General features: G+C 63.4%; 19 protein-coding genes. 6 read left to right on the top strand and 13 right to left on the bottom strand.

Features of this window, described 5'->3' with window-relative positions:
* Positions 1-5: 5 nt before the first annotated feature.
* The 6 genes from AWB67_RS43205 to AWB67_RS22630 all read right to left on the bottom strand — a co-directional run bounded on the left by AWB67_RS43205 (position 6) and on the right by AWB67_RS22630 (position 5,668).
* The gene (locus AWB67_RS43205) at positions 6-284 is read right to left on the bottom strand and encodes a VOC family protein (RefSeq protein ID WP_327366327.1); all 279 of its coding nucleotides are present in this window, start codon (positions 282-284) and stop codon (positions 6-8) included.
* Positions 285-584: 300 nt separating this feature from the next.
* Positions 585-1,538 (bottom strand): transaldolase, encoded by a 954-nt coding sequence (gene tal, locus AWB67_RS22650; protein ID WP_087658495.1) that lies wholly within the window; start codon positions 1,536-1,538, stop codon positions 585-587.
* A gap of 225 nt (positions 1,539-1,763) precedes the next feature.
* Entirely contained in the window at positions 1,764-2,963 is a 1,200-nt protein-coding gene (locus AWB67_RS22645; protein WP_087658494.1) for a benzoate/H(+) symporter BenE family transporter, read from the bottom strand.
* A gap of 63 nt (positions 2,964-3,026) precedes the next feature.
* The gene (locus tag AWB67_RS22640; protein ID WP_087658466.1) at positions 3,027-4,202 is read right to left on the bottom strand and encodes a vWA domain-containing protein; all 1,176 of its coding nucleotides are present in this window, start codon (positions 4,200-4,202) and stop codon (positions 3,027-3,029) included.
* Positions 4,203-4,212: 10 nt separating this feature from the next.
* Positions 4,213-4,803 (bottom strand): GNAT family N-acetyltransferase, encoded by a 591-nt coding sequence (locus AWB67_RS22635; protein WP_087658465.1) that lies wholly within the window; start codon positions 4,801-4,803, stop codon positions 4,213-4,215.
* A gap of 22 nt (positions 4,804-4,825) precedes the next feature.
* The gene (locus AWB67_RS22630; RefSeq protein ID WP_087658464.1) at positions 4,826-5,668 is read right to left on the bottom strand and encodes an AAA family ATPase; all 843 of its coding nucleotides are present in this window, start codon (positions 5,666-5,668) and stop codon (positions 4,826-4,828) included.
* 378 nt (positions 5,669-6,046) lie between these two features.
* Between AWB67_RS22630 and AWB67_RS22625 the strand changes: the two genes are divergently transcribed.
* Positions 6,047-6,412 (top strand): c-type cytochrome, encoded by a 366-nt coding sequence (locus AWB67_RS22625; protein WP_087658463.1) that lies wholly within the window; start codon positions 6,047-6,049, stop codon positions 6,410-6,412.
* 74 nt (positions 6,413-6,486) lie between these two features.
* Positions 6,487-6,864, top strand: coding sequence for a c-type cytochrome (locus AWB67_RS22620; RefSeq protein WP_087658462.1), 378 nt, complete (start codon positions 6,487-6,489; stop codon positions 6,862-6,864).
* Between the two features lie 78 nt (positions 6,865-6,942).
* On the opposite strand, the gene AWB67_RS22615 is transcribed toward AWB67_RS22620, so the two are convergent.
* The 3 genes from AWB67_RS22615 to rsxB form a co-directional block, all read right to left on the bottom strand.
* Entirely contained in the window at positions 6,943-7,374 is a 432-nt protein-coding gene (locus tag AWB67_RS22615) for a DUF1841 family protein (protein ID WP_087658461.1), read from the bottom strand.
* Between the two features lie 64 nt (positions 7,375-7,438).
* Entirely contained in the window at positions 7,439-8,083 is a 645-nt protein-coding gene (gene nth, locus AWB67_RS22610) for an endonuclease III (RefSeq protein ID WP_087658460.1), read from the bottom strand.
* 11 nt (positions 8,084-8,094) lie between these two features.
* A complete protein-coding gene (rsxB, locus tag AWB67_RS22605) occupies positions 8,095-8,931 on the bottom strand; it encodes an electron transport complex subunit RsxB (protein ID WP_374729842.1) in 837 nt (278 codons plus the stop codon).
* A gap of 315 nt (positions 8,932-9,246) precedes the next feature.
* On the opposite strand from rsxB, the gene AWB67_RS22600 reads away from it, so the two are divergent.
* Positions 9,247-9,879 carry a TetR/AcrR family transcriptional regulator gene (locus tag AWB67_RS22600; RefSeq protein WP_087658458.1) on the top strand — a complete coding sequence of 211 codons (633 nt, stop codon included), beginning with the start codon at positions 9,247-9,249 and terminating at the stop codon, positions 9,877-9,879.
* 64 nt (positions 9,880-9,943) lie between these two features.
* On the opposite strand, the gene AWB67_RS22595 is transcribed toward AWB67_RS22600, so the two are convergent.
* Positions 9,944-11,215: a polyhydroxyalkanoate depolymerase gene (locus AWB67_RS22595; RefSeq protein WP_087658457.1), complete on the bottom strand. Its 1,272-nt coding sequence runs from the start codon at positions 11,213-11,215 to the stop codon at positions 9,944-9,946.
* A gap of 328 nt (positions 11,216-11,543) precedes the next feature.
* Positions 11,544-13,409, bottom strand: a complete 1,866-nt coding sequence (locus AWB67_RS22590; protein WP_087658456.1) for a glycoside hydrolase family 15 protein — start codon at positions 13,407-13,409, stop codon at positions 11,544-11,546.
* Positions 13,410-13,820: 411 nt separating this feature from the next.
* Here AWB67_RS22590 and AWB67_RS22585 point away from each other — a divergent pair, with 411 nt between their 5' ends.
* The gene (locus AWB67_RS22585; protein WP_087658455.1) at positions 13,821-14,069 is read left to right on the top strand and encodes a hypothetical protein; all 249 of its coding nucleotides are present in this window, start codon (positions 13,821-13,823) and stop codon (positions 14,067-14,069) included.
* 102 nt (positions 14,070-14,171) lie between these two features.
* On the opposite strand, the gene AWB67_RS22580 is transcribed toward AWB67_RS22585, so the two are convergent.
* Positions 14,172-14,324 carry a DUF3096 domain-containing protein gene (locus AWB67_RS22580; RefSeq protein WP_087658454.1) on the bottom strand — a complete coding sequence of 51 codons (153 nt, stop codon included), beginning with the start codon at positions 14,322-14,324 and terminating at the stop codon, positions 14,172-14,174.
* 170 nt (positions 14,325-14,494) lie between these two features.
* Between AWB67_RS22580 and AWB67_RS22575 the strand changes: the two genes are divergently transcribed.
* The gene (locus tag AWB67_RS22575; RefSeq protein ID WP_087658453.1) at positions 14,495-15,715 is read left to right on the top strand and encodes a lactonase family protein; all 1,221 of its coding nucleotides are present in this window, start codon (positions 14,495-14,497) and stop codon (positions 15,713-15,715) included.
* Between the two features lie 29 nt (positions 15,716-15,744).
* Positions 15,745-16,794 (top strand): transporter, encoded by a 1,050-nt coding sequence (locus tag AWB67_RS22570; protein WP_087658452.1) that lies wholly within the window; start codon positions 15,745-15,747, stop codon positions 16,792-16,794.
* Between the two features lie 13 nt (positions 16,795-16,807).
* Here the strand turns inward: AWB67_RS22570 and AWB67_RS43375 are convergent, their stop codons facing one another.
* Positions 16,808-18,607 carry a DNA translocase FtsK gene (locus tag AWB67_RS43375; RefSeq protein WP_445344244.1) on the bottom strand — a complete coding sequence of 600 codons (1,800 nt, stop codon included), beginning with the start codon at positions 18,605-18,607 and terminating at the stop codon, positions 16,808-16,810.
* Between the last annotated feature and the right edge of the window lie 815 nt (positions 18,608-19,422).

The following is a 19,422-nucleotide window of genomic DNA, read 5'->3' as shown; positions in this document are numbered from 1 at the left end:
CTGACTCAGGCGGCCTTTGTTGCGTCGTCATGCGCGACGCTGACCATCCACGGCACGCCGAACCGGTGGTCGACGAGCATGCCGAACCCCTTTGTCCAGAACGTCGATTGCCACGGAATCAGCGACTGGCCGCCATCGGAGAGGGCGGCGAAGAGCTTCTCGCCGGATGCGGTGTCGTGGACGGCGATCGACAGGCTGAAGCCAGCGTAACCCTTCGACTGCGCGCCTTTCATGCCGTCCGTTGCAAGCACTTCGCGGTCGCCGATGCAAAACGTCGCGTGCATGACTTTGTCCTGTCAGTCGGGCGGGGTGTCGGGGGCTTCGGGCGAGTCTTTGAAGCGCATCAGAAACAGCGTTTCGGCGCCGATCGTTTCGCGATAGAACGCGAGCGCCGCTTCGCAGTTGCCGGAAGAAGAGATAGGTTTCGAGACGCATGATGACTCCGTGCGGCGGCGGGCGGCCCGCCAGTCCGGGAAGTCTAGTGCAGCGTGCGCGCGCCTGGTCCGCGCGCATGGTCAACAAACGTCAAACGGCTCCGAAACGATGACGCTTCGGAGCCGTTGGTTCTTGCCAATCAAGCGACGTTATTGCAGCGCCGCGATCACCTTTTCGAGCTTGATCGCATCGGCGGCGAAGGTGCGGATGCCTTCGGCAAGCTTTTCTGTTGCCATCGCGTCGTCGTTGACGGCAAAGCGGAAGTTCGGTTCATCGACGGCGATCTTGTCGATCGAATCGTTCGCAACCGCTTCCGGCGACAGCTTGCGCTCGACCGTGTCGTTGCTCTCCGCGAGCTTCTTGAGCAAATCGGGGCTGATCGTCAGCAGGTCGCAGCCGGCCAGTTCCGTGATCTGGCTCACCGTGCGGAAGCTCGCGCCCATCACTTCGGTCTTGTAGCCGAACTTCTTGTAGTACGCGTAGATCTTGCGCACCGACTGCACGCCCGGATCGTTCGCGCCGCCCATTTTCACGTCGTCCCATTCCGCGCCCGCCGACTTCTTGTACCAGTCGTAGATGCGGCCGACGAACGGCGAGATCAGCTTCGCGCCCGCATCGGCGGCGGCGACGGCCTGCGCCGGTGCGAATAGCAGCGTCATGTTGCAGTTGATGCCTTCCTTTTGCAGCACCTCGGCCGCGCGGATGCCTTCCCAGGTCGACGCGAGCTTGATCAGCACGCGCTCGTGCTTGATGCCGGCGTCTTCGTACAGCTTGATGAGCTCGTGGCCCTTCGCGATCGAGCCCTTGGTGTCGAACGAGAGGCGTGCGTCGACTTCGGTCGACACGCGGCCCGGGATGATCTTGAGGATTTCGGTGCCGAAGGCGATCAGCAGATGATCGATGATCTGGCCGACGGGCTTGCCCGCGTGCTCCTTCACGGTCTTTTCGAGCAGCGGCTTGTAGTCGTCCTTCTGGACGGCCTTCAGGATCAGCGACGGGTTGGTCGTCGCGTCCCGCGGCTTGAACTGCTCGAGTTGCTGGAAGTCGCCCGTATCGGCGACGACGGTGGTGTACTGCTTGAGCTGGTCGAGAGCGGTTGTCATATCGAGTCGTCGGCGCGGTGGCGCCTTGTCAAGGATGCGGATGGCCGCGTTGAACATCGGTCGCGACGCCGTGCGCTTTTCGCGCGCGGCGCGCCCTGTAGTCATTCTATTCCTGCGTGCGCGGTTCGCGCTGATACCCGCGCGACGGGCATCGGTTCGACCCGTGCCGACAGCATGCGTTCATCGTGTGAAGATTGCGCGACGCTTTCAGTCTCAGTCTTACTCTTAGGCGCGGCGGGCGTTCAGCACGATCTGCGTCAACACGCCCGTGACCAGGCCCCAGAACGCCGAGCCGATCGACAGCAGCGTCAGGCCCGAAGCCGTCACCATGAACGTGACAAGCGCCGCTTCCCGTTGGCGCGCGTCGTGCATCGCGTTCGCCAGGCCGCTCATGATCGAGCCGAAGAGCGCGAGTGCCGCGACCGAGACGACCAGCGCCTTCGGAAACGCAGCGAACAAAGCGGCAATCGTTGCGCCGAAAACACCCGCGAGCAGATAAAAAATACCGCACCAGACGGCGGCCATATAGCGCTTCGAGCGGTCGGCGTGCGCTTCGGGGCCGGTACAGATCGCCGCCGTGATCGCCGCGAGATTCACGCCGTGCGAGCCGAAAGGCGCGAGCACGAGCGACGCGAGCCCGGTGGTCGCGATGAGCGGTGCGGACGGCGTCGTGTAGCCGTCGGCGCGCAGGACGGCGACGCCCGGCACGTTCTGCGACGCCATCGCGACCACGAAGAGCGGGATACCGATGCTGACCGCCGCCGCGATCGAAAATATTGGCATCGTCAAGACGGGCCGCGCGAGCGCGACGTGAAAGCGGCTGAAATCGAGCAGCCCGAGTGCGCCCGCGACCGCGATTCCAGCGACGAGCGTCAGGGGAATCGCGTAGCGCGGCACGAGGCGTTTCGCGACGAGATACGTGAAAAACATCGCGAGAACGAGCGACGTCTGGAACTGCGCCGCGCGGAAAATCTCGATGCCGATCTCGAACAGGATGCCCGCCAGCAGCGCCGATGCGATGCCGGCGGGAATCCGTCGCATGATCGTGTCGAAGAGGCCGGAGAGGCCGACGAGAGTAAGCAGCACGGCGCAGACGATGAACGCGCCGATCGCCTCCGCATACGCAACGTTCGGCAGTGAGGAGACGAGGAGCGCGGCGCCAGGCGTCGACCACGCGATCACGATCGGCGCGCGGTACCGCAGCGACAGCCCGATCGTGCAAACCGCCATGCCGATCGAAAGCGCCCAGATCCACGAGGAAATCTGCGCGTCGGTGAGATGCGCGGCGCGGCCCGCCTGAAACATCAGCACGAGCGAACTGGTGTAGCCCGTCATCATCGCGACGAAGCCTGCGACGACGGCCGACACCGAGGTATCGGAGAGAGGCCGCAGCGGCTGCGGCGAGAGGGCGGTGGAGTTGGACATGCGGCGAGATGCGTCGAAGAAAGCGCGCATGTTACGCGCTCACCTCGCGAGGCGACAGCGCGCCTACTTCGACAACGCCCGCATCGCCGCTTCGAGGCCCGCGAGCGTGAGGCCGTACATGCGGTTGCCGAGCACCTGCCGGATCACCGAAATCGACTGCCGGTATTCCCACAGCCGCTCAGGCTCCGGATTGAGCCACGCGTGATGCGGAAACTGGTCGGCGAGACGCCTGAGCCACACTGCGCCCGCCTCGGCGTTGTTGTATTCCACCGATCCGCCTGGCTGCAGCACTTCGTAGGGGCTCATCGTTGCGTCGCCGACGAAGATCAGCTTGTAGTCGGGCGTGAACTTGTGCAGCACGTCGAAGGTCGGCGTGCGCTCGCCGTGGCGCCGCCGGTTGTTCTTCCACAGATAGTCATAGACGCAGTTGTGGAAATAGAAGAACTCGAGATGCTTGAACTCGGCCTTCGCCGCCGAGAACAGCTCCTCGACGCGCTTGATGTGATCGTCCATCGATCCACCGACGTCCAGCAGCATCAGCACTTTCACGTTGTTGTGGCGCTCGGGCACCATCTTGATGTCGAGCCAGCCGGCGTTTGCGGCCGTGCTGCGGATCGTGTCGGGCAAATCGAGCTCTTCGGCCGCGCCTTCGCGCGCGAAGCGGCGCAGGCGGCGCAGCGCCACCTTGATGTTGCGCGTGCCGATCTCGACCTGATCGTCGTAATCGCGATACGCACGCTCGTCCCACACCTTCACCGCCGTGCGATTGCCCGACGACTCCCCGCCAATGCGTATCCCTTCGGGGTTGTATCCGCCATGCCCGAACGGCGACGTGCCTCCCGTGCCGATCCACTTGCTGCCGCCTTCATGGCGTCCGGTCTGCTCGTCGAAGAGCTCTTTCAGGCGCTCCATCAGCTTGTCGAGGCCGCCGAGCGCTTCGATCTGCTTTTTCTCCTCGGGCGTGAAATCGCGCTCCATGCGCTTTTTCAGCCAGTCGAGCGGCACGTCGAACGCGGTTTCATCGAGCGTCGCGACGCCATGGAAATACGCGCCGAACGCCTGATCGAACTTGTCGAAGTACTTCTCGTCCTTGACGAGCGTCATGCGCGCGAGGAAGTAGAACTCGTCGAGGGACGGCGCGATCACCTGCGCCTTGAGCGCTTCGAGCAGCGTCAGGTATTCCTTCACCGACACCGGCAGCTTCGCGCCGCGCAACGAGTAGAAGAAGTCGATCAGCATGGTGTGAGCCTCAGCTTTCCAGCCGGTGCTTGAGATGAATCCGCACGGCCGGCCACTCCGATTCGATGATCGAGAACACGACGGTATCGCGATACGCGCCATCCTTGCCGATCTGGTGATTACGCAGGATGCCGTCCTGCCGCGCGCCGAGCCGCGCGATCGCCGCGCGCGACTGATGGTTCATGAAATGCGTCCGGAACTCGACGGCGATTGCGTTCAGCTTCTCGAACGCGTGGGAAAGCAGCAGCAGCTTCGCTTCGGAGTTGAGCGCCGTGCGCTGCACGCGTTTTGCGTACCACGTATGCCCGATTTCCAGCCGCCGATGTGCCGCTTCGACGTTGAAGTACCGCGTCGAACCGACGACGTTGCCCGTCTTCGCATCGATCACGGTGAACGGATGCGCGCCGAGGTTATCGCGCATCGCGAGCGCGGCTTCGATCCACGCGCGCGTCGCGCCGGGGGCGGGCACGCTCGTGTACCAGAGCTTCCACAATTCGCCGTCGGCGGCGGCGGCTTCGAGCGCCGCTTCGTGTTCGAGCGAAAGCGGAACGAGCTTGACGTGTTGTCCTTCGAGCGTGACGGGTTCGATCCAGCGGCTCATGCGTTCGATTCCTTGATGTCGATCAACGGTTGTTGCGGTTCATGAAGAGCAGGCGCTCGAAGAGATTCAGGTCCTGTTCGTTCTTGAGCAGCGCGCCATGCAGCGGCGGCACGATCTGCTTCTGATCGGTCGAGCGCAGCGCTTCGGGCGGAATGTCTTCAGCGAGCAGGAGCTTCAGCCAGTCGAGCAGTTCGGACGTCGACGGCTTCTTCTTCAGCCCCGACACGTTGCGCAATTCGAAGAAGCTCTGCATCGCGGCGGCGAGCAGCTCCTGCTTGATGCCCGGAAAGTGCACTTCGACGATGTCCTTCATCGTCGACGGCTCGGGGAACTTGATGTAGTGGAAGAAGCAGCGGCGCAGGAACGCGTCGGGCAGTTCCTTCTCGTTGTTCGACGTGATGATGACGAGCGGCCGGTACTTCGCCTTCACGAGCTCGTGCGTCTCGTAGACGTAGAACTCCATGCGGTCGAGCTCGCGCAGCAGGTCGTTCGGGAATTCGATGTCGGCCTTGTCGATTTCGTCGATGAGGAGCACGGTTTGCTGGTCGGCCTCGAACGCCTGCCACAGCACGCCCTTCACGATGTAATTGCGGATGTCCTTCACGCGCTCGTCGCCGAGCTGGGAATCGCGCAGGCGCGAGACGGCGTCGTATTCGTAGAGGCCCTGCTGTGCTTTCGTCGTCGACTTGATGTGCCATTGCAGAAGCGGCATGCCGAGCGCCGCCGCGACTTCCTCGGCGAGCATCGTCTTGCCGGTACCGGGCTCGCCCTTGATGAGGAGCGGGCGCTGCAGCGTCATCGCGGCGTTGACCGCGAGCTTGAGATCGTCGGTGGCGACGTACTGCGATGAGCCTTCGAAACGCATGGCAAGGAATCCGGTGGGCGAAAAAAACCCAGTATAAGTCAGATGAGCTGTTGTCATGGACGCGCGGCGCTTATGCTGTGAGCCGCGCTGTTATTCGCATGGCGAGCGGTTTCGGAAGCCGGTTTGCGTAGCGCGCGAGGCCGCTTGCCTGCGGCATCCGGACGCAGGGTGCGAAATCGCGCCCACGCCCGTCCGGTGGACGCATGGTGGGTCGCGCGGTACAATTAGCGCGATTTTTTTGGCCTGCGTGGCTAGAGCAAAAGAAACAGTAGAGAGACGAGCGTCCCGAGAAGGTTGTGATGCACTCGATGCGGGCCGTGGCCCTTGGATCGGACATCGGGCGCGCCGGATTTCCCCTCATGCTAGGTTAGAGAAGCTATGAACAAATTCATCGGCAAATGTGCCGTGATCGCAGCGCTGTCGGGCCTCGCCGGCTTCGCGACCCAGGCGTCGGCCGATGTCGTCGGCAACGCGAAGGCGGCCGAGGGCAAGGTGGCGATGTGCATCGGTTGCCACGGCATTCCGGGCTACCGCACGGCGTATCCCGAGGTCTACAACGTCCCGATGCTCGGCGGCCAGAACGCCAAGTACATCGAAAACGCGCTGCACGCATACAAGAAGGGCGACCGCCACTTCGACACGATGCGCGCCATCGCCGCGTCGCTGACCGATCAGGACATCGCCGACATCGCCGCGTACTACGCCGCGCAAACCCCCTCTTCGAAGAACAATCCCGACAAGTGATCCGCGCGCAGAAGACCCAGCCAGCTTCCGGCGCCAATCACTCGGCAATCAAATTTCGCGGGATAGGAGAATTCATGAAAGCCTTTCAGGCACTCCCTACGGTGTTCAAGACAGCATGCGCGGCGGCGCTGATCGGTCTTTCGTCGATGCACGCGGCGCACGCCGCCGACATCGCCAACGGCAAGGCGCTGTCCGACAGCCACAATTGCCAAGCCTGCCACGGCCCGAACCTCAACGCGCCGGTGAGCGGCGAGTATCCGAAGCTTGCGGGCCAGCATGCGACGTACATCTACTGGGCGCTGCGCCAGTACCAGATGGGCAACGGCAATCCGAACTTCGGGCGCAGCAACGCGATCATGTCCGCGCAGGTGCAGAACCTGTCGCAGAGCGATCTGAAGGATCTTTCGGCTTATATCGAATCGCTGAAGGGCGCTTTGGTTCTGAAGAAGTAGACCCTGTTTTCAGGCTTTTGAACGACGACACCCCGCTTCTGCGGGGTGTTGTCGTTTTGGGGCGCTGATTTCGCGAACTTAGTCCCGCGACGCGCGCCGTTCGATCAGCGCGAGATAGGCGTCGGTGTCCGGCGGGGTGTTCGTGCGCTGCGCATCCCAGATGATCTGGCCGAGGCATTCCATGATTGCGTGCTGCGCGTCGTGGGTCGAACCGAGCCGCGCGACCAGTTTCTCGTGCGCCCGGCGTATGCCCGGCGGCTGGTCGATCGACAACTGCTCGGTGATCGCGAGATGCATCGACAGGTGCAGGAACGGATTGGTCTGGCCGCGATCGGGCGAGTAATCGGCCTGTTTCGATTCGGGATCGGCGAGTTCCTGCTGATATTCCGGATGCTCGGCGACCCAGTCGGCGGCGATGCTTTCCAGCGGCGTCAGGATTTCGCCCGCGCGCTGCTTGCGCCAGGTCTCGGTGAAGAATTGACGGACTTCGTCGCGGCTGGGATTGAACATACGGCAGGTTTCCGGGGAATCAGGCATCAGAGCGCCATTTTAAGGCGCGGCGCGCGTTCTTCGCTCAGAGCACCGGCGCAGGCGTCTTCGGCTTGTACTCGCAGAGCGGCTCGATCGCGCAATGCCAGCACTCCGGCGTGCGCGCCTTGCAGACGTAGCGGCCGTGCAGGATCAGCCAGTGGTGCGCATCGTGCAGGAACTCCTCGGGGACAGATTTTTCCAGCGCCGCCTCGACCGCGCGCACGTCCTTGCCGGGCGCGAGTCCCGTGCGATTCGCGACGCGGAAGATATGCGTATCGACGGCGATGGTCGGATGGCCGAACGCCGTGTTCAGGATCACGTTCGCCGTCTTGCGCCCGACGCCCGGCAGCGATTCGAGCGCCTCGCGATCGTCGGGCACTTTGCCGCCGTACTGGTCGATGAGGATGCGGCACGTCGCGATCACGTTCTTCGCCTTCGTGCGATAAAGCCCGATCGTTCGAATGTATTCGGCGACGCCTTCCTCGCCGAGCGCGAGCACCTTGGCCGGCGTATTCGCGACGGGGAACATCTTGCGCATCGCCTTGTTGACGGAGACGTCGGTGGCCTGCGCGGACAGCAGCACCGCGATCAGCAATTCGAACGGCGACGTGTATTCGAGCTCGGTTGTCGGATGCGGGTTGAGGCTTTGCAGCGTCTCGAAGATCGCGCGGCGCTTTTTCGGGTTCATCGGACGGCGGCTCAGTGGTCGGAGTCGTTGTGCGCGGGATTTGCGGACGCTTCGTCGCCTTGCAGGCCCAGCCGGCGGCGGCGTTCCTCGGCGGCGTCGATCTGCGCCTGCACCTCGGCGCTCACGCGCTCGGTGTTCTTCGGCGCGGCGCCAGCCTTTGCAAGCTCTTCCTTCTTCTTCCGCGCGCGTTCGAGTGCGGCGTGAATGATCGCGCGTTTTTTGGCTTCGGCGTCGTCGGCTGCGGCGGGTTTCGCTTCGGATGCTTCAGGTGCTACGGACGCTGCTGTAGGCCGTCCAGCCTGCCTCGCGGCGGCGCGCGCTTCCGCCGCCTCGCGTTCTTTCGCAAGCCGCGCAATGCGCCGGTCATGCCGATCGCGCGCGGCATCAGCTTGTTTTTGCGACCACGCGTCCCAGCCGGTCGCGTCGCCGGTGACCGGAATCATCGCGATGCAATCGACGGGGCAGGGCGGCACGCACAGATCGCAGCCGGTACAAAGCTCGGGGATGATCGTGTGCATTTGCTTCGCCGCGCCGACGATCGCATCGACGGGACACGCCTGCATGCACAACGTGCAGCCGATGCACACGTTCTCGTCGATCACGGCAAGCGGCCGCGGACGCTCGACACCGTTCTCCGGATTGAGCGCAATCACGGGCTTGCCCATGAGCCGCGCAATCCGCGCGACGCCTTCGATACCGCCCGGCGGGCACTGGTTGTAACTGGCATCGCCCGCCGCGATGGCTTCGGCGTAAGGGCGGCATGCGGGATAGCCGCACTTGGTGCATTGCGTCTGGGGCAGCAGATCTTCGATGCGATCTGCGAGTGTCTTTGGAGCGGTTGCGGTCACGTTCACGGCTTGGGGGAGGGCGGCATCGCCGGTCATGCGACCCGCTGGCGGGCATCGACGCGTCGATGTCGGAATACTGCGAGGAAAGCGGCGCGGACTCGTACGTCCGTGCTCGGTCTGAAGGCGGCATTATCTCCCAATTCCCTTACATTCCCAATTGCCAATAGGCAATCGATGTGCGCATAATCAGAGCGCTTTTCCGATTGACCGCAGGACGGTGTTCCCCAATAACCTTGGCGCGCCCGTTCCCGTCATGTATCCCTGAAATGGGCCGCATGACGCTATCCGGATAACGCGGCTCTCGATCATGCGACCATGAATCAGCCGAAAATCAAAAGAGATCCTGAAGGCACCCGCCGGCGCATTTTGCTAGCCGCCGCGGATGAGTTCGCAGCGGGCGGTTTGTTCGGCGCCCGCGTCGACCAGATTGCCCGTCGCGCCGAGACCAACGAGCGAATGCTCTACTACTACTTCGGCAGCAAGGAGCAGCTGTTCACCGCTGTGCTTGAACACGCGTTCGGCGCGCTGGTGGACACCGAGCGCTCGCTCGACCTCGACGGCATCGCGCCCGTCGAAGCAATGACGAGGCTTGCGCATTTCGTCTGGGATTATTATCGCGATCACCCGGAATTGCTTCGCCTGATTAATAACGAAAATCTGCACGAGGCGAGATATATCAAGGGATCAACGCGTATACGTGAATTGATATCGCCGGTAGTCGCGACACTCGCGGGCATTCTCGAGCGCGGCGCAAAGGCGGGACTGTTTCGAAACGACGTCGATCCCCTCAAGTTCTACGTGACGCTCTCGGGGCTCGGGTATTACATCGTGTCGAACCGCTTTACGCTCGAGGCGACCTTCGGGCTCGACTTCAGCCAGGCCGATCAGCGTGCGGACATGGTACGGATGAATACCGAATTGTTGCTGGCGTATCTGATGCGCAAATAGGCATCGAAGGTGCAATGAAAAACGCCGCGCTCTTGAGGAGCGCGGCGTTCTTTTTCGGGAAGTGTCAGGCGAGAACAGCTTCCTTCTTCGGCGTCTTGTCGTGTTCGAGGATGAACTCGCGCAACTGCGGATAGACCATCGTCCGCCAGCGTCGTCCCGAGAAGATGCCGTAGTGGCCAGCCTTCTCCGCCGTGAAGTGCTTCTTGTTCTTCACCGGGATGCCCGTGCAAAGGTCGTGCGCGGCGCGTGTCTGGCCGCTGCCGGAAATATCGTCGAGTTCGCCTTCGATCGTGAACAGTGCCGTGTTCCTGATGTCCTGCGGACGCACGAGTTCGCCATTCACGTCCCACGTGCCTTCGGCCAGACGGAATTCCTGGAACACGATGCGGATCGTCTCGAGGTAATACTCGGCGGCCATGTCGAGGACGGCGTTGTACTCGTCGTAGAAGCGGCGATGCTGCTCGGCGTCTTCATCGTCGCCACGCAGGAGGTTCTGATAGAAGTCCCAATGCGCGGTCAAATGTCGCTCGGGATTCATCGCGACGAAGCCCGCATGTTGCAGAAATCCCGGGTAAACCTTGCGTCCGACCCCTGGATAATTTGCCGGCACCGTGTAAATCACGTTGTTCTCGAACCACCCGTAAGAGTGCTCGTTCGCCAGCGAATTGACCGACGTCGGGCTGCGGCGCGCGTCGATCGGGCCGCCCATCATCGTCATCGTGCGCGGCGTGTCTTCGCCGCGGCTCGCCATCAGCGAAATCGCGGCGAGCACCGGCACGGTCGGCTGACACACCGAAATCACGTGCAGATCCGACGCGCCGATATGGCGGATGAATTCCTGAATGTATTCGACGTAGTCGTCCAAATGGAACGCGCCGTCCTCGAACGGGACCATGCGAGCGTCGATCCAGTCGGTGATATACACCTTGTGGTCCTGCAGCAAGGTTTTGACGGTATCGCGCAGGAGCGTGGAGTGGTGGCCCGAGAGCGGCGCGCACAACAGCACCACCGGCTCGTCCTTCATGCTGCTGACCGCCATGCTGTCGTCGGCGTACCGCTTGAAGCGAAGCAGCCGGCAGAACGGCTTTTCGACGACCGTTTGCTCGACGATCGGAATCTTGTGGCCGTTCTTCTCGATCTGGTGAATCTCGAACTCGGGTTTCTCGTAGTCCTTGCCGAGGCGGTATAGCAGTTCGTAACCGGCGGCGAGACGGCTGGAGCCCGGTACGTAAGCGAGCGGACTGGCCGGGTTCACAAACGACTTCGATGCCGCCTGAGCCCATGCTGTAAGGGGGTACAGCATTGCTCGCTGGAATTCGTGAAATTGGTAGAGCATGTTTGCCCCGCATAAAACCGGTGACGCTTTCGACCCGCGAATCCCGCGGTGTTGCGCCCGGCGATTAGCCTCTTACGGCAGTCAATGATTCTGCGTGTTCCGCATCGTGGCCGCTTGCACGGCGACTTCGCGTTGCTACTGTACTGCCGACTCCCTGGTTATCGGCCGATCGGAGGAGGACTTGCGAATCTTGTAAATCTTGCTTGTTTCGCAAGCCCATAACCGGACGGCCGGTCGGAATTTCTTCCGCATAATAGCTAACTAAACGTTATTGTGCAACGCAACAATCCTTAAGGGCAACTGGCGATTTCCCCAAAGAAACATTGCGTTACGATTGGCTTTCGACGGGCTCGCCTGCTTCGGCGGGACGATCGTGATGACTCGCCGGCTGGCCCGTCGCGCGGGCGATGTCCTGCTCGTGCCGCATCAGGTTCATACCGGTATGTACGAGTGCAACGTGGGAAAACGCCTGTGGAAAATTACCGACAAGACGCTTCGCCACGGTGTCGTATTCCTCCGATAAAAGCCCGACATCGTTGGCCAAACCGACCAGACGCTCGAACATCGCGACCGCTTCGTCGAGCCGGCCCTGCAGCGCCAGGTTGTCGACCAGCCAGAAGCTACAAGCGAGAAACGTGCCTTCTCCGGGCGGCAAGCCATCGTCGGTTTCGGTCGTGTGGTAGCGCTTCACCAGTCCATCATGGGTGAGATCGGTCTCGATTGCATGTACGGTGCCGGTCACACGCGGATCGTTCGGCGGTAAAAAGCCGAGCAGCGGGATCAGGAGGAGGCTCGCGTCGAGCGAATCGCCGTCGTAGCTTTGCACGAACGAGTTCATCGACGCGTTCCAGCTCCGCGCGCACACGTCCGCGTGAATCTGCGCGCGCAACCCGCGCCAGTGATCGAGCGGGCCAGGCAAGTCGAACTTTTCCGCCGACTTGAGCGCGCGGTCGAACGCGACCCACGCCATCACCTTCGAAAACGTGAAGTGCTGGCGCCCGCCGCGCACTTCCCAGATGCCTTCGTCGGGTTGCTGCCAGACGGTTTCGAGGTGCTTCAACATCGCGCACTGGATCGACCACGCGGTTTCGTCGCTCTGCAGGCCGCCGACGCGCGCGAGATGCAGCGCGTTCATCACTTCGCCGTAGACGTCGAGCTGCAACTGGTTGACCGCGCCGTTGCCGACGCGCACCGGCTGCGCGCCCTCGTAGCCCGGCAGCCAGTCGACGATCCACTCCGGCAGCCGCCGCTCGCCCGCGATGCCATACATGATCTGCACCTGCTCCGGCGACCCCGCCATCACGCGGCCGAGCCACGCGCGCCAGGCGCGGGCTTCGTCGTAATAACCGCCGCGCATCATCGCGAGCAGCGTGATCGTGGCATCGCGTAGCCAGCAATATCGATAGTCCCAATTGCGCGTGCCGCCGAGCTGTTCGGGCAGCGACGTCGTCGGCGCCGCGACGATGCCCCCGGTCGGCTCGTAGGCGAGCGCCTTCAACGTAATCAGCGAGCGGCGGATCGCGGGCGCCCATTTGCCCTGCAGATCGCTTTGCGCGGACCATTCGCGCCAGTGGTTCTCGGTGCGAGCGAGTTGCGTGTGCGGATCGTGCGCGGGCGGCACGCGCAGGTGCGAGAGCGAGTAGCAGAGCGAGAAGGGCACACGCTCGCCGGCCTTCACCGTGAAATTCGCGACCGTCTTCATGTTCGCGCCGACGAGATCCACCGGCGTGCGCAGCACCGCGAGATCCGGGCCCGCGACGGCGCGGATGCCGCTGTCGTCGGAAAGACGGCAGACCCACGGAATCGTGGAACCGTAGTCGAAGCGCAGCACGAGTTCAGTTTTCATCGGCACGGTGCCGCGCCGGCCGACCACGATCCGCACGAGTTCCGAATGACCGTTGCGTGACGGCATGAAATCGATGACGGTCACGGCGCCGTCGGGCGTCTCGAAATCGGTTTCGAGGATCAGCGTGTCGCCGCGATAGCGACGCTTGATGACGGGCTCGGCGGCATCGGGCGGCAGGTCGGGCGCGATCAGCCAGCGGCCGTTTTCGGGCGTGCCGAGGAGCGCGGCGAAACAGGCGCCGGAATCGAAGCGCGGCCAGCAGAGCCAGTCGACCGAGCCGTTGCGGGCGACGAGCGCGGCTGTGTGGCCGTCGCCGATCATGGCGTAGTCTTCAATCGGTGAGGGCATGGGTGCGAAGGCCTCTCTGGTGGCGGCGCATGATGCCGCGCCGCGGATGGTTCGACACACCGGCCACGCAACGGGCCGATGCAATGAAACGCCTTTCGACGCGCATTCTGCCGCAATCGTTCGGATTCGGCAGACGAGCACGCAATCGCCGGACCGGTTTAAGCCGCGAAATCATGCATTTGCAGCTTGGAAAATAAATGGACAGACCTTTAGAATGAAGTGTGGCCTGGAATCTTTTCCGCACGCGGCGTTCGAACTTTTCGCGTGGTCCGTGCCGCTTCAAACCGCTTCTCATGCGCTTGCCTCGGGCTTCGATTTTCACGAGTTTTATGCGGCGGCGCATCGCTGGTCTTCAAATCGTCGTTTGGACAACTCCGTCTTCAGCGTATCGTTTTCGAGGAACAGAAACCCATGCTCACCCCGTCGAAAGCCGACTGCATCGCGATACTTTCCGCAGCGAGCCGTGTCTCCGACACCGACTCGCTGCTTCCGCTCGACTACAAAAACCTTGGGCTTTCCCGTAACGCCATGGAAACGGCGGCGGCTTTCCTGACCGAGCGCGCCTGCTTTACGCGCTATACCTACGGCGTCGGCGGGATCTCCGTCGGCGGCCTCTCGCTGCAGGGACGCCTGCGACTCGACCAGCTCGCCAACGGCTGATCCGGCAAGCACAATCGGACGAGCAGGACCGACGAACGTCGGTCCTGCTCGTTTTTGCATTCAAGCGCCAAGCTTACGCGCAACGGCGACACGCTGACGCCGTCAGAAATGCGCCCCTCCCATCCCGAAGAGACCAATCAGGCCGATCACGATCAAATAGATCGCGACGATGAAACTGAGCAGCCGCGGCATGATCAGAATGAGAACCCCTGCGATGAGGGAAACCAGCGGGCCCAGGCTCAGGTGAATGTTCATCGCAACTCCTTTTGTTGGTATGACTTTCGTAGTGTGACTTCTTCGGCGCGACGGCGGAGCATGGAACGTGGCACACGCCGATCGGTGATACGGTGTCGGCGTCGCAAGAAATCCGCCAGCGACAACATAACCTGAAAACAAGCCGCAAACAGACGATCAGGAGGTTACACATGCAATGCCGCCAGCATCAATCTTGCAAGCCCGTCGTGTGGATGAAAGGTTTGGCGCTGATTCTTTCGCTCGCCGCAACGCAGGCGTTCGCGCAGACGCCCGCTGCAACGTCAGGCGAGGGCGTCTACGACCTCCTGATCGGCACCTACACCGGCAGCGGCAAGAGCGAAGGCATCTACGTGTATCGCTTCGACACGCGTAACGGCGAGCTCACGCGGCTCTCATCAGCGAAGACGGTGAATCCGTCGTACCTCGTCGTGAGCCGCGACCGCCAACACGTATACGCCGTCAACGAACTGCCGGGCGACAACGGCCCGGCGTCGCAGCGCGGCGGCGTGAGCGCGTTCCGCTTCGATCCGCAAAGCGGCCAGCTTTCGTTCCTCGACCGGGTCTCGGCAGACGGCAACGATCCCTGCTACCTCGCGTTTTCGCCCGACGGCCGCTATCTGCTGACGGCCAACTACTCGGTCGCGGCGAACCCCGGCGGCAGCTTTGCCGTGCTGCCGATCAAGGCGAACGGCGAAGTCGCGCCCTCCGTGCTGACGGTGCACCACGAAAGCGGCGGTCCGGTGAAGGGCCGCCAGGACAACTCACACGTCCACTCGACCGTGTTCTCGCCCGACGGCCGCTACCTCTTCGCGCAGGACCTCGGCGCGGACAAGCTCTACGCCTACCGCTATACGCCGGACGGCAGCCGCGGCCTGCTCGGGCCGACCGACAACCGTTACACCACCGTCAAACCCGGCGCCGGCCCGCGCCACCTGGTCTTCGACGCGAGCGGCGCGCACGCCTATCTGACAACGGAGATGAACGCTTCGGTCGTCGTCTTCGATTATCGGGATGGCAAGCTCACGCAAGTCCAGACCCTGCCGATGACCGCGCCCGGCTTCAAGGGCAAGATCGGCGGCGGCGCGCTGCACCTGTCGCCGGACGGGCGCTTCCTCTACGCGACCAATCGCGGCGACGCGAACGAACTCGTGACCTTCGCCATCGATTCGTCGAACGGGAGGCTGAAGCTGACCGGGCGCCAGTCGACGCTCGGCAAGACGCCGCGCGAATTCACGATCGATCCGGGCGGGCGCTGGCTTATCGTCGGCAACCAGGAGAGCGACAGCGTGTACTTCTTCCGCCGCGATCCGCAGACCGGCGCACTCGCATCCGATCCGAAGCGGCTCGAAATCGGCTCGCCGGTGGATTTCAAGCTGGTTTCGCCGTTGTAAAGGCCGAGAAGTTTGTAAGGAATAAAACGTTGAACACCCAAGCAAAGCCTGACGTTTCCGACCGCAACCGTCCGGTGCCGGCCGGTTTCATCAGCGCGTTCCGGCTATCCGGGCCGCAAGCCGTGCGCCTCTCGTGGGACGAGGCGCGCGCGGAGATCGCCGGCACCGGCCCGACGTGGCTGCACTTGAGCGCGAACGACGACACCGTCGAGAACTGGCTGACCGGCGTCACGTCGATGCCGGACGTCGCGCGCGAGTTCCTGAACGGCGAGGACAAGCGCCCGCGCGTGCACATGGGGTCGAACTTCGTGTACGGCGTCGTGGCCGACGTCGAGCGCGCGGCGGTGTCACCGGCGGGCACGGCCGAGGCCGATCCCGAGGCGCGCGCGTCACGGCGCGCGACGGGCGCGCTGCGCTTTTACGTCGACAGCCATCGCATGATCACGGTGCGCGCGCAGCCGCTTCAATCGACCGACCGGCTGCGCCACGCGGTGCTTGAGGGCGCGTATTTTCGGGATACGGTCGATCTGTTCGCGGGCCTGATCCGCGCGCTCAACGAGACGTTCGCGGACCGCGTCGACGAACTCGGCGACCGTCTCGACGACGTAGAGGAGGGTGTGCTCGAGGGCCGCCATTCGAGCTGGCGCGCCGAGCTGGGGGAACAGCGGCGGCGGCTGGTGGAGGTGAAACGCTTCATCGATCCCGAGCGCAACGCGCTCACGCAACTCGTGACGCGGCGGCTCGAATGGGCCGAGCCGCGCTCGATGGAAGCACTGATCCAGGCGATCCAGGTGCTGAACGGACTTGGTTCCGGGCTGGAGGGACTTTACGAACGCGCGAAGCTGCTACAGGACGAGATCGCCGCGCTGCTCTCCGAGGACATCAATCGCAAGCTGCTGTGGCTCGCGATCATGTCCGCGTTGCTGATGCCCGCGACGCTCATTTCCGGTATTTTCGGGATGAACGTCGCCGGGCTGCCCGGGACACACGGCCCGCATTCGTTCTGGGTCGTGATCACGGTGATGGTGGTGTGCGCCGCGGGCACGCTCGCCTTTTTGCGCAAGCTGCGGCTGTGGTAAAGCGCGCCGTTCCTCAATCCGGCTGCGCGGGCGCGAGCACTTCGCGATTGCCGTTGTTACCCATCGGCGAGACGAGGCCGGCGGTTTCCATCTGCTCGACGAGCCGCGCCGCCCGGTTGTAGCCGATGCGCAACTGCCGCTGCACCGACGAAATCGACGCCCGCCGCGTGCGCAGCACGAACGACACCGCTTCGTCGTAGAGCGGATCGGCTTCGGCGTCGGGCGCCTCGCCGAACAGATCCTGAGACGCGCCTTCAGACGCCGGCCCCGACAGAATCCCTTCCTCGTACTCCGGCTCCCCGAACTGCTTCAGATATTCGACGACGCGATGCACTTCGTCGTCGGCGACGAACGCCCCGTGGACGCGCTGCGGATAGCCCGTGCCCGGCGGCAGGAACAGCATGTCGCCGGCGCCGAGCAGCGATTCGGCGCCCATCTGGTCGAGGATCGTGCGCGAATCGATCTTCGACGACACCTGGAACGCCACGCGCGTCGGAATGTTCGCCTTGATGAGGCCGGTGATGACATCGACCGATGGCCGCTGCGTCGCGAGGATCAGGTGGATGCCGGCCGCGCGCGCCTTCTGCGCGAGCCGCGCGATCAACTGCTCGATCTGCTTGCCGGCGACCATCATGAGGTCGGCGAGCTCGTCGATGATGACGACGATCATCGGCAGTGTGGAGAGCGGCTCGGGCGCGTCGGGTGTGAGCGAGAACGGATTGGTGAGCTTCTTGCCGGCGGCGTCGGCGTTGCGCACCTTCTGGTTGAAGCCCTGCAGATTGCGCACGCCGACCGCCGACATCAGCCGATAGCGCTTCTCCATCTCGCCGACGCACCAGTTGAGCGCGTTGGCGGCGAGCTTCATGTCGGTGACGACCGGCGCGAGCAGATGGGGGATGCCTTCGTAGACGGAGAGCTCCAGCATCTTCGGGTCGATCATGATGAGGCGCACGTCCTCGGGCTTCGACTTGTAGAGGAGCGACAGGATCATCGCGTTGACCGCGACCGACTTGCCCGAGCCCGTGGTGCCCGCGACGAGCATGTGCGGCGCGCGCGCGAGGTCGGTCACGACCGGATTGCCGACGATGTCCTTGCCCATCGCGATCGTCAGGTGCGACTTGGAGTCGCGGTAGACGTCGGCTTCGAGGATTTCGGAGAGACGGATCATCTGACGCTGCGCGTTCGGCAGTTCGAGGCCCATGCAGGTCTTGCCGGGAATCGTCTCGACGACGCGGATCGACGTGAGGCCGAGCCCGCGCGACAGGTCTTTCATCAGGCCGACGATCTGGCTGCCGCGCACGCCGAGCGCGGGCTCGACTTCGAAGCGCGTGATGACCGGCCCCGCCGATGCGCCGACGACGGTCACCGGGACTTTGAATTCCTGCAGGCGCTGTTCGATCAACTGGCCGGTCTCGGCGAGGTGCTCTTCGGTGACGGGCTCGATTTCGTCGGAGGCGCGTTCCAGGAGGTCGAAGCCGGGGAGTTCTACGGCTGACGCGGCGGGAGCGTGGAATTCGAACTCGGTCGGGGTGAAGCCGCGGATGGGCGGGCGGGGCGGGGTTTCCTGCTCCGGTGCCGCGGGTGCTGCGATGGGGAAGCGGACGACGTTTGAGGCCGGGGCTAGGATTTCATCAGTGTGGGGAAGCGACGGGGCAGGGCGGTTGAGATCCGGCGCCGGGATGGGCGTCAGCCACGGGGCGATGTCCGCGTTCGAAGCCGGTGCGTGCGTAGGCGCTGCCGAGAAGGCTTTTTCTGTCGGAGATACCGCTTGCCCGCCGTCAATGCTTTGCAGCTCAGCGGCTTGTTGCGGCACGAATGGTTCTACGGGCGGATTCGACAATATGCGCGCTGGTGTCGCAACCGTTGACGCGTGCGGAGCCTGCGATGGCCCCGTGCTTTCGATGTCAGTGGAAGACGCGCCATCAACTGCTGTTTGGGGCGCGACGGGTTCTGCGTGCGGATTCCACACATATTGCGCAGGCGTCGCTTGCGAGCGAGCAGGCGTCTCGGGCGCAATCGACGGTGTGTGCGGAGCCTTCGGCTGCGTTGCGCTTTCAAGTTCGGGGGCAGACGCTATCGTCTGCGCAGCCGTAGTGTTTTGCGGTGCGGCCGATTCTGCGGTCGCAATCGAAGAGTCACGCGCAGGCGTCTTGGGCGTTATCAGCGGAGCCTTCGACGGCGTCGCGCCCTCAAATTCAGGGGCCGGCGCTGTCGTCTGCGTAACCGTCGTGTTTTGCGGCGCGACTGATTCTGCGGTCGGATTCGATGAGTCACGCGCAGGCGTCTCCCGCGTAATCAGCGGAGCGTGCGAAGTCTGGGCCGCGCCTTCAAGTTCAGGAGCAGGCGCTGTCTTCTGCGCAGGGATCGACTGAGCAGCCGAAAACGATTGAGGAGCCGCAGTCTGTGGGTCGCCAGTCAAGGCCGACGTGCTCGCGCTGAACGTACTAGTCCCACGCGGCGTGGTGCTCGACGCACTTTCTCTGTCCCTCGGAGCGTTCGGTGCGGCACCTTGCACAGGTATCGCACTTGATCGGCCAGCATTCGAAGTCGGCGGCTTGTTCGCTGATTGCGACGCTTCGGTCACGTCACGCGTCGTACTCGCCTGGTTCGCGCTGCCCGCTGTGGACC

The organism is Caballeronia terrestris (genome assembly GCF_001544515.1).
GTDB lineage: Bacteria > Pseudomonadota > Gammaproteobacteria > Burkholderiales > Burkholderiaceae > Caballeronia > Caballeronia terrestris.
Note: the sequence above shows the minus strand (reverse complement) of the source record. Positions and strands in the feature narration are given on the sequence as shown.

Excerpts from the sequence above, each read along its gene's own strand:
- AWB67_RS22580 (WP_087658454.1), bottom strand. The coding sequence starts at position 14,324 with ATGAACATTCACCTGAGCCTGGGCCCGCTGGTTTCCCTCATCGCAGGG.
- AWB67_RS43205 (WP_327366327.1), bottom strand. The coding sequence starts at position 284 with ATGCACGCGACGTTTTGCATCGGCGACCGCGAAGTGCTTGCAACGGAC.
- nth (WP_087658460.1), bottom strand. The coding sequence starts at position 8,083 with ATGAACCCGAAAAAGCGCCGCGCGATCTTCGAGACGCTGCAAAGCCTC.
- AWB67_RS22615 (WP_087658461.1), bottom strand. The coding sequence starts at position 7,374 with ATGTTCAATCCCAGCCGCGACGAAGTCCGTCAATTCTTCACCGAGACC.
- AWB67_RS22630 (WP_087658464.1), bottom strand. The coding sequence starts at position 5,668 with ATGCGTTTCGAAGGCTCATCGCAGTACGTCGCCACCGACGATCTCAAG.
- tal (WP_087658495.1), bottom strand. The coding sequence starts at position 1,538 with ATGACAACCGCTCTCGACCAGCTCAAGCAGTACACCACCGTCGTCGCC.
- AWB67_RS22645 (WP_087658494.1), bottom strand. The coding sequence starts at position 2,963 with ATGTCCAACTCCACCGCCCTCTCGCCGCAGCCGCTGCGGCCTCTCTCC.
- AWB67_RS22590 (WP_087658456.1), bottom strand. The coding sequence starts at position 13,409 with ATGCCCTCACCGATTGAAGACTACGCCATGATCGGCGACGGCCACACA.
- AWB67_RS22620 (WP_087658462.1), top strand. The coding sequence starts at position 6,487 with ATGAAAGCCTTTCAGGCACTCCCTACGGTGTTCAAGACAGCATGCGCG.
- AWB67_RS22600 (WP_087658458.1), top strand. The coding sequence starts at position 9,247 with ATGAATCAGCCGAAAATCAAAAGAGATCCTGAAGGCACCCGCCGGCGC.
- AWB67_RS22640 (WP_087658466.1), bottom strand. The coding sequence starts at position 4,202 with ATGCTGATCGACTTCTTCTACTCGTTGCGCGGCGCGAAGCTGCCGGTG.
- AWB67_RS22575 (WP_087658453.1), top strand. The coding sequence starts at position 14,495 with ATGCAATGCCGCCAGCATCAATCTTGCAAGCCCGTCGTGTGGATGAAA.
- AWB67_RS22625 (WP_087658463.1), top strand. The coding sequence starts at position 6,047 with ATGAACAAATTCATCGGCAAATGTGCCGTGATCGCAGCGCTGTCGGGC.
- AWB67_RS22585 (WP_087658455.1), top strand. The coding sequence starts at position 13,821 with ATGCTCACCCCGTCGAAAGCCGACTGCATCGCGATACTTTCCGCAGCG.
- AWB67_RS22595 (WP_087658457.1), bottom strand. The coding sequence starts at position 11,215 with ATGCTCTACCAATTTCACGAATTCCAGCGAGCAATGCTGTACCCCCTT.
- AWB67_RS22635 (WP_087658465.1), bottom strand. The coding sequence starts at position 4,803 with ATGAGCCGCTGGATCGAACCCGTCACGCTCGAAGGACAACACGTCAAG.